Raw genomic sequence first — 12,335 nt, 5'->3', positions numbered from 1 at the left:
TCGTGTCCTCTATTACCGCTATTCCAAAGTGCTACATTTCCGAACTTTACGAATTCAAAAAACCCATTTTGCTATCATTTTCGATGTCCACACCAAATGTATCATTGTACGCTCCTTCTTTTAGCACGAGCACTTTCCCATCCAGACAACTGCCTAATCCTCCGCTTTGATCCATTCTTCGTATATCATATTCATATAAATTCACGGTAAATGGCTGCGCGCTGCGCAACAAGTCTGTCAGATCATCAATCGTTCCGCCCCCATTCAATTGGGCAATGATCTCTTTTCCCTTACCATAAGGAACGATCACAGGAGTCGTCAGGTCCTCAATCACTTTAAAATGCTCTGCGGCTGTGCCGTAGCTGTTCTTAATACACAACGACCGGATGGCATCCTCCATTTGCGGCTGTTTCTTCCGTTGCTGAAGATAAGCCTGATAGTACCCATCCGTATCATTTCCATATGCAAACAGGAGTGAAGTTAAGCTTTTACTAAGCTTGGGCACTGTATAATCCAGATCAGAGGCGCGCTCCATGTAATACTCCTGAAAGTATCTGCTTATTGCTGCACGTGACAATAAGTCACCTCCATGCGCTGTCGGGTCGCACACCATGTCTTTGAGCATAATGCTGACAATTGCTTTCCCTTTGCGAATCTCCTCCAGTTGCTTCAGGTTTTCTTCTGCGTGGTCAATGATGTATACATTTTGCATGTTGTGCTCTCGATGACGGTTGCAACGGCCAGCCGCTTGGGCAATCGAGTCCAATCCGGCCAAGGAACGAATGACACACTCAAAGCTTATATCAACACCCGCCTCAATTAACGGCGTACTTACACAGATCACCTTTTCCTTGTGCTTCAAATGCTGTTTGACCTTTTCTAAAATAGCATTGCGATGCGCTGCACACATGTATGTGCTTAGATGATATACAGGGATCACCGTGCCCTGCTCGTCAACAACCTGATCACCTAACTGCTCACACAGCGCTTTGACCACGGATTTCGTATTCAAGATCACGAGCACGCTTTGCACTTCATTTAGGGCATCATCTACGAATTGAGCGAGCTTGTCTGTCGTAAACGTTTCCCCCGTCGCCTTATCGATCAGCTTTACACGTGTAAACTCTTTAATGACATCATCGATATTCCCTATTATTTCTTCATTCTGACTCATGTCCAGCTTGTGCTCTACGTAATCCAGAGCTGGCTGCGTTGCCGTACACAACACAATGCTGGAGCCACCATAATTCCGCAAAAAATTCAACGTCAGATTAAATAACGATATACAGGAGGTAGGTACCTTTTGCACCTCGTCAAAAATAAGAACGGCCTCACATACGTTATGAAGCCGCCTAATGTTGCGACTGCTTTTGGTAAAGAACACATTCAGAAATTGTACCATCGTCGTAAAAATGATCGGTGCATCCCAGTTGTCCTTCACCAGCTCTAATTTTTGCTCTTGTGTTACGGCAAGACCATCGAGCTCTTGATCCTCATTGTGAGTAGTTGGTGCCTCTTTACGATCACGTCTCTCATGAACGACGTTAGAGTGGTGCTCGAGAATATGGGTGTCATCCTCTAATATTTTGCGAATCTCTGCTGCATTTTGCTCGATAATAGTTGTGTAGGGTACGATATATATAATTCGTTTTAAGTGGAATGTGAAGGCGTGTTTCAATGCATATCTTAGGCTGGCAAATGTTTTGCCTCCCCCTGTTGGGATGGATAAGGTGCGTATGCCTGGCGGCTGCTCCGCAAATTGATCACACTGCTCTGACATCTCGTGTCGCAGCCGATTAATCCGCTTAGATGCATCTTTTGCGGATTGAAACGTATGTACCTTCTTTAGCAATCGATCATAATAAGTGTGGAAAAGTGGGTTCACATCAAGTTCGGGCTCATCAGGCAGGTTCATTTCAAATGCCCGTGTATTCGTTCGATCCGCATCTATAAGTGCACTAAACGTCAACTTCGTCAGAAACATCAATTGAAGCTCAAGAGGCTCGTTATCAGCTCCCTTGTTCAGATACTGCTCCAATTCAACAGCAGCTTGATCTACATAAGCATTAAGATCCTTTTCACCAATCACATGTTCAAAGAAAGTCTGCTTACTTTGTTCATACTCCTCCAGTTCCTTTTCTATTACTCGCTTTAAATAGTCGGATTCCAGCTCAGGGCCGAAAAAATCTTTTAAGTAGGAATGGTGCGAAATAATTGCATTGCCCACAATTTCCGCAAGCACGACACGATAGGGCGACTTATCCCCGTGAAACAGGTCATATAACAGCTTGCCTCCTGCTGTCGAATGATCTACACTGCCCCGCTTCGGCTTGGAGACACTGGGGTTATTTGCTGCTGCTTCGGCTGCCAAGATGTAGTCTGCAAACGCATTTGTATATTTCCCCATATCGTGCAGCAAACCGGCCAACCCTGTCACATGTTTAACGCCTAGCTTTTCTCCGTATTTCTCCGCCAGTTTGCATACACCTAACAAGTGTGCTTCAACCGTCTGCACCTGCTTATCACTAGCACGTATATGAGCAATTGATCTCACGTTATATCCCCTTCCTTCCCTGGAAAACATTAATAGCTGTTGTACTATTCTTTATCTGCTTCCAGTGAACGTCTCCGCCATTCCTTCAACTCAGTTCTTATCCGAATTCATTATCTTCCTCCAGAAGTTTACGAAATCTCCCATAAATATTAGATATTCGACAACTAAGATAAGCATTCCTGCCCATATAAGTGAAAATTGGTGCAAAATCCCTCTTGACTCCGATTCAATATCATACTTTGTATCCGTAATAAGGGCATTGTGTGCAGCATATTCTAACGCACAGCATGGTCCACATCATATCCGTGCATGTATGTCCACAAAAAAAAGAGCCGCATAAAATGCGACTGCCTTAACTCCTAGGTATGTTGATGAAAATGCGCCTCATATTAACCGAGCTTTTCATTAAATATCGAAAGCCCCTACACCATGATTATTCTGATGTCCGGCAGCCTCGTCATCATGCCTGCCGCTGTGTAACGGATTGAACGACAATGTCTGTCTCTCCTAGTTGCTGCCAAAGACTTTGGGCAAATACAAGCGCATGCGCACCATCACCATGAATACACACTGTGTCCGCCTGAATAGCAATGTCATATCCCTGAACGGAACGAACCACTCCTGCTTCTACCATACGGATAACCTGCTGCACCGCCTGTTCCGTATCCGTTATCAGCGCATTGGCTTCCCGGCGTGATGTCAGTGAACCATCGGCTTGATACGTCCGATCTGCAAATACCTCATGGGCGATGCGAAGCCCCACTTCCTGTCCCGCGCGGACCAACTCACTGCCCGATAATCCATACAGGATCAGCTCCGGATTCACGTCATAGACGGCATGGGCGATCGCATCTGACAGTGTACGATTGGCAGCAGCCATGTTGTACAGTGCGCCGTGGGGCTTCACGTGCTGCATGTTCCCACCAGCTGCCTTCACGAATCCAAATAAGGCACCAACTTGATAAACGACCATATCGTAGGCTTCCCCTGGTGTAATATCCAGATTTCGTCGGCCGAATCCAGCGAGGTCTGGCAACCCAGGATGTGCGCCGATAGCCGCCCCGTGCGCAAGCGCTGCGGATACAGTACGCTTCATGACAGACGGATCACCAGCATGAAACCCGCAAGCAATATTAACGGATGTGACATACGGCAAAATCTCTACATCCGCACCTAACCGGTAAGTGCCAAAACTTTCTCCCATGTCACAGTTGATATCCACTTTGTACATCCTAATTCCTCCTTACAAGCTTACCTTTGATTCCCTGTTTGAATTGTTGAATGCTGTATTCCTGCTGTATGTATAACTCCTGTGCTTCCTCAAGAGAAACCTCTGTAAATCGTACATATCCACCTGGCTTTACCTGTGCAATTAATGGAAAATCTACACTGATGATATGGGCAATACGCGGATAACCACCTGCTGTCTGCCTGTCTGCCAACAGCACGATCGGGTTGCCTTCCGACGGAACCTGAATGGTGCCGATACCTACAGCCGAGGATACCATCTCAAATGGATCTGCCAAGGACAAGGGTACATCTGCCAATCGATATCCCATGCGGTCAGACTGAGGTGTGACACGGAATGGCTTCTCCCAGAACATCTGCCTGCTTTCTTCCGTAAAACAGTTATATTCCGGCCCGCTCACCGCACGAAGCACAGGATTGTCCCGATACATAGGCTGCAGCTCATGACTTGCCCCCCACGGCAGCACCTCAACTTTAGCCCTATCCTTAAAATGCTCATTCCATCCGCTCGCAGCCACTCCTGTCTCCAGTACATCTCCAGCCTGCAGAGCTCGACCATGCAATCCGCCTATGCCAGCACGTAAATAGGTACTGCGGCTGCCCATTACATCTGGCACTTGAATCCCCCCAGCCACTGCAAGATAAGAACGACAGCCAGATATAGCCTTGCCAAAAGTCAGTTTGCTGCCCGCTGGTAGATAGACAGGCCTTCCTAGCGGAATAGCAGCACCATCAACTGCGGGTGACAAGCTGCCGCCCGCAAGAACCACAACTGTTCCCTGTTCAAATACAAGCTGAGGTCCTAACAGGGTCATTTCGAGCGCTGCCGCATGCTCCTCATTTCCCACTAGCAGGTTAGCCATTCTGAGTGCCATTGTATCCATCGCCCCGCTTGCCAGTACACCGAACTTCTGGAATCCAAAGCGTCCCAAGTCCTGAACCGTTGTTAGCAGACCCGGCGTTATTACCCTGATCGTCATCCTTCACGTCCCTCCCAACTCTCAAATTCCTTCTCCGTTATCGGCAGGAAGCGAACCTTATCTCCTGCTCGCAGTAAGGTTGGAGGTTTCATGTCCGGACGAAATAACGGCTCTGGTGTGCGGCCAATTAACTGCCAACCGCCTGGTGTGCCTATGGGATACACTCCCGTCTGCATACCCGCAATACCAACCGTCCCTACAGGAATCACAAGGCGCGGGGACGGCCGCCTCGGTGCAGCAATACGCTCCGACATGCCGCCAAGATACGGAAATCCCGGCGCAAATCCGATCATGTAGACCAGATACTCAGCGTTGCTGTGAATGTGAACAACCTCATCTGCTGTCAGTTGGTTATGTCTAGCAACATCTTCCAGATCAGGACCATACTCGCCTCCGTAACATACCGGTATTTCGACATTACGAGCTGTCTGCTCGAGTTGCATCCCCTTAGCCTGCCATACCGCCTCTTCCAGCTTCGCTTGCGCTTCTGCATATCGCAAAACTAGCGGATTATAAAATACCGTCACCGTTGTAAAAGCAGGGACATATTCGACCATCCCCTTAAATGAGTGAAAATCCAGATAGGTAGACAACAATCGAACCTTCTCATGAGATGCTGGTCCAATAACAGAATCGAACTCCACAACTATTGCAGCATCTCCCAGTGGAAAGTATCGCACAGCATTTCTCCCCTTTAGCACTATTTACGACCCCACATTAGCATGGAATGCCAAAAACAACAAGCAGAAGCCTCTTGGGCGTCTGCTTGTTGTTTGATTGGTGGAGTTAAACGATAACATGGTTTGGTCAAAGCATCTACGCAGGAGGCGCCGACCTTGCATTCTTGCTGGACACCCGTTGGCACGCACTTATGTAGAGTGCGACCTGAAGCTGACATCGCTAAGATCGTTGGCACGATCACGTTTCTATTCACGCACTCGTATAGAGTGCGACTGGTAGTCATACGGATCCGGATGAATATTTGATTAAGTTTCTATCCACGCACTCGTATAGAGTGCGACTGGCGTCAATCTCACCCTCCGTTGTTGCGGCAAAGGTTTCTATCCACGCACTCGTATAGAGTGCGACTGCCTTGCGTAGCGATGGCAAGTATCGCTCAGTGTTGTTTCTATCCACGCACTCGTATAGAGTGCGACTGGTAGGAAAGCTACTCAACACGAACCCTAAGCTGTTTCTATCCACGCACTCGTATAGAGTGCGACTACTTTTACAAAGCAGGATTTATTGATGCGACAAGTTTCTATCCACGCACTCGTATAGAGTGCGACTTTAGACAACTACAAAGGAGCAAACGGTAAAAAGTATAAGTTTCTATCCACGCACTCGTATAGAGTGCGACGTGTTGTGAAGATGGATGTGATGAGTGCGAAGAAGAGTTTCTATCCACGCACTCGTATAGAGTGCGACTATACTGACCTCGTGGAACCATATAGTATTGATGTTTCTATCCACGCACTCGTATAGAGTGCGACCAATGGCCTGTCCTCTAATTGAAAATTAATATTATTAGTTTCTATCCACGCACTCGTATAGAGTGCGACCACCTTATGCGGGATTAGACGTTATCCCTGCAAACATGTTTCTATCCACGCACTCGTATAGAGTGCGACTTGTAACGGGTTAATTCCTGTACTGTGAGTCAACATTGGTTTCTATCCACGCACTCGTATAGAGTGCGACCTGTAGTTCATAGATGTCAGCTCGAACTTGTAAGGTTTCTATCCACGCACTCGTATAGAGTGCGACCGGAATACACGGAAATAGAATTTGTTGGGACGGATATGTTTCTATCCACGCACTCGTATAGAGTGCGACAATATTTCCGCAGCAATGAAGTTATTAGAAAAACCAGTTTCTATCCACGCACTCGTATAGAGTGCGACGCCGAGTAGACTGTCGAGAGATGCCAGCTTCGTGTTTCTATCCACGCACTCGTATAGAGTGCGACTATCTTCTGGCGTAGGTAAATCAAGTTTTATTACTGTTTCTATCCACGCACTCGTATAGAGTGCGACGTGAGGTACCAATTGTATGAAAAAGTATTCCAAAGTTTCTATCCACGCACTCGTATAGAGTGCGACGTGCCTGATCGATTGGTTATCTTGCCAAATGGCAGTTTCTATCCACGCACTCGTATAGAGTGCGACCGTTTAACATCATCAGCAGCGTAAATACACAGATCAACGGTTTCTATCCACGCACTCGTATAGAGTGCGACGTCTTGATTACTTTTATCAAATGCCCCATTGGGAGTGTTTCTATCCACGCACTCGTATAGAGTGCGACATTCCAGTGTCTGTAATAATAGACACTGCTACAGTTTCTATCCACGCACTCGTATAGAGTGCGACCGAGTTCTTCGCGGACGGCCGCAAGTTGTCGTTGAAGTTTCTATCCACGCACTCGTATAGAGTGCGACAGTTCTTCGCGGACGGCCGCAAGTTGTCGTTGAAGTTTCTATCCACGCACTCGTATAGAGTGCGACGGGACGGAGAATACAGTGAACTAAAAGGATACTCCAGTTTCTATCCACGCACTCGTATAGAGTGCGACAGTTTGTCGAAGGTTCCGAAGGAGCTGACGCTCGTGTTTCTATCCACGCACTCGTATAGAGTGCGACTTCCACCACGCCGAGTTCGATTTAGCAATGTTTCGGTTTCTATCCACGCACTCGTATAGAGTGCGACCACTTTTGAATTCAACTTGGGTTTTCCCAAGCCGTTTCTATCCACGCACTCGTATAGAGTGCGACAGCGAAAATAAGCCAAAAACACAACAAATTGACTTCATTTCGATCAAAATAACACGAAAATCATATTTCCACAATGCTTTATGCAATATTTCACTTACAAACTCAACATTATTTTACATATAATAGAAAAATATTGGTGCGGATGTCCCGGGAAAATCATGTGCACCTCACATTCGCACCAGACGTTGAAACTACTTTTATGTTACAATCGGCTCCATTTTCTGCTGCTGTTGCTGCACCTAGCGCACAATGTAACGTTCAAAATATTTCTCCACTCTCGCTTGTAAAGCAGACAGAATTGTACTGAAAAATAAATAGACAAGTGCCACTTCACAGTATACGAGCATGGGCTCGTAGGTTGTCGCCGCAATCTGCTGTGCTCGCTGAAACATTTCTGTTACCGTAATGGTCGCAGCAAGCGACGTATCCTTGACCAAGCTAATAAAGGAGTTCGACAACGGCGGCACAGAGACACGCGCCGCTTGCGGCAATATTATACGGCGCAAAATCTGACTGCGCGTCATGCCAAGCGAGTCCGCTGCTTCCCATTGCCCTTGCGAGATCGAGTTGATTGCAGCCCGCAGCACTTCTGAATTGTAGGCTCCAACACTCAGTGTAAAACCAATAATTGCGGCTGGAAACGCACCAATCGTAATTCCAATGCTGGGAAGCCCATAAAAAATAATAAACAACTGCACCAGCAGCGGCGTCCCTCGTATAATCCACACATAAAATTGAGCAAGCCATACCAGCGGCTTAATAGAAGAAAGTCGAGCAAGTGCTGTCAATAAAGCCAGCACAAGCCCGAGTACAAATGAAATCAGCGTAAGTGGAACGGCAAACAATAATCCCGCTTTTAACATCGGCCATAACGAGTCAATAAATATATCCCAATATTGATTCACGAGTGATCACCCAGCTACTTTGAAATATCTGCGTTAAAATATTTTTTGGAAATGGTCAAGTAAGTACCGTCTGACTTCATATCCGCAAGTGCCTTGTTAATTGCATCTACCAGTGTTTGCTCCCCTTTACGCAGCAAAATACCGCTGCTTGAAGCACTTTCATGCTCCGCTACCACTTTAACTTTTGCCTCTGGACGATGCTTCTTGAAGTCAAGGAAAGAAAGTCCATCGTTTACAGTAGCGTCGATGCGCTTGGATACGAGTAATTCGATCGCTTGATTAAAACCATCCGTCTGCACGATTTCAGCGCCATTCGCTTTAGCCAGCTCCGTCAAATTGGAAGTCAAGGATTGGCCTGCCTTTTTCCCTTTCAGGTCTGCAAATGCCTTCACATCCTGATTATCTTCATGTACGATCAGCACGGCTTTGGATACACTGTACGGATCGGAAAAGTCATACTTCTTCTTACGTTCATCATTTATGGATACTTGGTTGACGACAATATCAAATCGTTTGGCATCTAATCCAGCAAACATACCATCCCACTTCGCTTCAGAAAACTCAGCTGTTACACCCAACCGCTTCGCAATTTCCTCCGCAATCTCAACGTCAAAGCCTGTCAGCTTGCCGCTATCGTCATGATACGTAAACGGGGGATAGGTTCCTTCTGTACCAATATGAATCTTGCCATTGGCCTTAATTTCACCAAGCAATCCCGACTCCGCAGCCCCAGCACCCGATTCTGACTTCGTATTCCCGTTCTGGCCACCGCATGCCGCCATCACCATTGCAAATGCGATAAGCATTAAAGTTAATGTTCTCTTTTTCATACCGTAGCCCCCAAATAACAAGTTATAGGATCATGCTTAATCTTGATAACTTTACAAATGTCACCTGATTCAGATGATGATTGTTCCGATAATATCACGCTTTCCAGAACTGCACAATACTTTTTCATATAAATCCGATCTGGTAACTATAGTATATCAAATTAGCATGATAACCCCCTATTATCCCTTGTTATTTTTTCCACAAACCGATATTTCTATGTAGTTAGTATTGATCTGCTTGATGGGTGTCGTAAAAGTGTAAAATTTGATCAAAAATCTCTACTTGTTTCCCTATTATGTCTGGTGTCTGCTGCAAATGCTGGAACATAAAATCTACGTTACTTTCCACCGAGGTGGCATTATGGATACCGACGTATCCAGGGATAAGGCCTTGCAAAAATGTGAAGTACTTTAATTGCGGCTTGACCATGTGCAAATGCTTGGTAAAATTCTTTCTCGTTCTGGAAGAGTCCGCTTCCCTGCGTGCACGCAGCTGCTCTTCATCTATCCATAAAGCTACGTATGCGTCTGGAAATGCTATCTCCTGCTGTATAATCTTATCTCTAAATAATTCACCCTGTTCTTGCACCGTAAGACCACTGTCGCCAAATACCCAGTCATACCATAGTTTAAAAATATCTCCATCTAGAATGACGTAATCGTACTTTAAACTTTGTTCCCTAGCGATGCTCCATCTATCTATTTGCCGATCCAACAACCATTTAGACAATGGTTTATCCTGAAGTCCTGGAGCCTTAAAGAGCTCGCTTGTCTCTGGTACTACATAAGTATGATAGCGGCGGGCGAACGCTTTGCAAGTCGTGCTCTTGCCTACCGCGCTTGCTCCTTCTAAACAGATGATACTCATCGCTGATTCCCCTTCCCTACGTTCCATAATTATACACCATCACATCAATTAAATAGTCCAGAAGCAACTGCTGCTTAAATAAAAAAACAAGAACCGTTCTAAAGCTGTACAGCTTAGATCAGTTCTTGCTAGTTCTGCATTATTCATTTATGTGTAGGGGTGAGCCTACGCCGACTCCGGCTGAGATTCTTTAGGTTCTGGAGCCATCTTCTTCGCCAAATAAATAGCTACAATGATAGCGGTAATCCCGCCAACAAGCTTGCCCACAATCATCGGGAAGATCATCTCCTTGGCAACCCCTGCCGTAAAGCCGAGGTGATCGCCAAACACAAAAGCGGCAGACACGGCAAAAGCTACGTTAATCACTTTTCCACGTGCATCCATATCCTTCATCATGCCAAACATCGGGATTACGTTGGCAAGCGTAGCTACCATACCAGCAGCGGCAACTTCATTCATCCCGAGTAATTTACCAAGCTTCATAAGCGGCTTGTTAAATACTTTCGTAATGACAAAAACCATCGCAAATGCACCAGCCAACACAATCGAAATATCGCCGACGATCTTGATGCCTTCCTCAATTGGAGCCAACCCCGGAATTATCGTAATATCCGTAAGCTGCTGCGTAATGCCAACGGCCAGTCCTAATGTGGCAACAACGACGATAAATTGGCCAAAGATCGTAAAGCCCTTAATCATCCCATTCGGGAATCGCCATAAGCCAAGGACGATTAGTGCGGCAAACAAAATGATTGGCACCAGGTTGGCCAAGATCATCCCGATAGAATACCCAGCAACCAATCCTCCGATCAGACATCCAAGCGGAATCGTGACGATACCGGCCAATACACCGGTAGCCAAGTATTTCTGATCTTCTTTCTTAATAATGCCAAGCGCAACCGGAATAATAAATACAATGGTTGGTCCGAGCATCGCGCCCAAGATGGTTCCAGCAAACAAACCTGCCTCCGGTGTCTTCGCCAACTCCATGGCCAGCGAATAACCGCCCATGTCATTAGCTAGCAGCGTAGTTGCAAACATAGCTGGATCTGCGCCCAGCGCACTGTACAGCGGAACTACGATAGGGCTCAGCAGCTTGGCCAATACGGGAGAAAGAGAGATAATCCCTACCATCGCAAGGGTAAGCGATCCCATCGCCATAAGCCCTTCATCGAATTGATGTCCCAATCCGAACTTGTACCCAATACACTTGTCGATGGCACCAAGAACCATGAAAATAACCATGCCATAAATGATAATTTCATTAATTTCCACGAAAGTGCTCCTCCATTCTTTTGATGCGTGTTCAACAGCTCTTTGCGTTACTGTTCAAATCCTATCCGTTTTGAACTACCTCTCAGCGGAAATGTTGTTTGATTTCCTCCGTCGGGGAACGCAGCACGGCATGGTGAACGATTCGCTTCTGCTCCATGGAGGACACAAACACCTTCATGCCCTGCTCCACGTCGCTGACACTTCCCGTAAACACAGCGAGGAACTTACCACCAATCGCCATGCCAAGGTTCATTTTTTTCACATGGATATGACACTGCTTTAATGCTTCATTAAGCGCGTACATGCCAGAAGATACTGTAGACGTTTCCACAATTCCAACAGCATCTACGGGATGTGAAGAGTAGCGCCGTTTCAATCCCTCTACAACATCTGGATGAACACCATGCAGCGTAAAGTCACTGATGCGGTATTCCCCTGCTTCCGCTATTGCAGCGTCCATTGCAACCTGTACATCCGCAGTGTCGCCACTCATAATAATAAGAAACTTTCCCGGACAGATAGGCTTAAGATGATGAATCGTTACCGGTGAAGTCTTCAGCATATGATCAGCTGTCTCGTAACCTTTACTTATACTGCGCAGCTCGATCACACCGATCGCACTACTCATGAGCGACCTCAATAGAATCAACGATACCTACGATAACCGCATCAACAGGCACATCCCCATTAGTGAGCGAAGCTCGGGCTGAACTTCCTGTCGTCACCAGCACGGTGTCGCCAATGCCTGCCCCTGCATTGTCGGCAGCCACAAATATGTCGCGCTGATCCGGCAGTTCATCATACGCAAGCGGCTGCACCATCAGGAAGGTCAGTCCATTCAGCTTATTGTCTTTGCGGGTAGCCCACATGCTGCCCACCACTTTTCCTACGATCATAAGCTC

At 46.5% G+C, this 12,335-nt stretch carries 10 protein-coding genes and 1 CRISPR repeat array; all 10 genes read right to left on the bottom strand.

The annotated features are described in order from the left end of the window. Positions 1–46: 46 nt before the first annotated feature. A complete protein-coding gene (cas3, locus tag MH117_RS00490) occupies positions 47–2,554 on the bottom strand; it encodes a CRISPR-associated helicase Cas3' (RefSeq protein WP_239326337.1) in 2,508 nt (835 codons plus the stop codon). Between the two features lie 460 nt (positions 2,555–3,014). Continuing rightward, complete coding sequence (locus MH117_RS00485; protein ID WP_239326335.1) at positions 3,015–3,785, bottom strand: LamB/YcsF family protein; 771 nt, start codon at positions 3,783–3,785, stop codon at positions 3,015–3,017. 1 nt (position 3,786) lies between these two features. Further along, positions 3,787–4,782 carry a 5-oxoprolinase subunit C family protein gene (locus MH117_RS00480; protein ID WP_275444458.1) on the bottom strand — a complete coding sequence of 332 codons (996 nt, stop codon included), beginning with the start codon at positions 4,780–4,782 and terminating at the stop codon, positions 3,787–3,789. Continuing rightward, positions 4,779–5,462 (bottom strand): 5-oxoprolinase subunit PxpB, encoded by a 684-nt coding sequence (gene pxpB, locus MH117_RS00475; protein WP_239326333.1) that lies wholly within the window; start codon positions 5,460–5,462, stop codon positions 4,779–4,781. Before pxpB ends, MH117_RS00480 begins: the two co-directional genes overlap by 4 nt. A gap of 242 nt (positions 5,463–5,704) precedes the next feature. Further along, a CRISPR array of direct repeats spans positions 5,705–7,555; the repeat unit is 32 nt; unit sequence GTTTCTATCCACGCACTCGTATAGAGTGCGAC. Positions 7,556–7,794: 239 nt separating this feature from the next. Further along, complete coding sequence (locus MH117_RS00470; protein WP_239327704.1) at positions 7,795–8,418, bottom strand: amino acid ABC transporter permease; 624 nt, start codon at positions 8,416–8,418, stop codon at positions 7,795–7,797. Between the two features lie 56 nt (positions 8,419–8,474). After that, complete coding sequence (locus tag MH117_RS00465) at positions 8,475–9,290, bottom strand: amino acid ABC transporter substrate-binding protein (protein ID WP_239326331.1); 816 nt, start codon at positions 9,288–9,290, stop codon at positions 8,475–8,477. Between the two features lie 223 nt (positions 9,291–9,513). Further along, positions 9,514–10,158 (bottom strand): ATP-binding protein, encoded by a 645-nt coding sequence (locus MH117_RS00460; protein ID WP_239326329.1) that lies wholly within the window; start codon positions 10,156–10,158, stop codon positions 9,514–9,516. A 165-nt stretch (positions 10,159–10,323) separates the two neighbouring features. Further along, positions 10,324–11,433, bottom strand: coding sequence for an ethanolamine utilization protein EutH (gene eutH / locus MH117_RS00455; RefSeq protein WP_239326327.1), 1,110 nt, complete (start codon positions 11,431–11,433; stop codon positions 10,324–10,326). Between the two features lie 82 nt (positions 11,434–11,515). Continuing rightward, entirely contained in the window at positions 11,516–12,061 is a 546-nt protein-coding gene (locus tag MH117_RS00450; RefSeq protein WP_239326325.1) for a BMC domain-containing protein, read from the bottom strand. After that, complete coding sequence (locus MH117_RS00445; RefSeq protein ID WP_239326323.1) at positions 12,054–12,329, bottom strand: EutN/CcmL family microcompartment protein; 276 nt, start codon at positions 12,327–12,329, stop codon at positions 12,054–12,056. The genes MH117_RS00450 and MH117_RS00445 overlap by 8 nt, the downstream gene beginning before the upstream one ends. Positions 12,330–12,335: the final 6 nt, after the last annotated feature.

This window comes from Paenibacillus sp. ACRRX (assembly GCF_022346885.1).
GTDB lineage: Bacteria > Bacillota > Bacilli > Paenibacillales > Paenibacillaceae > Paenibacillus_B.
The sequence above is the reverse complement of the archived record's forward strand: the minus strand, read 5'-3'. Positions and strand labels throughout refer to the sequence as shown.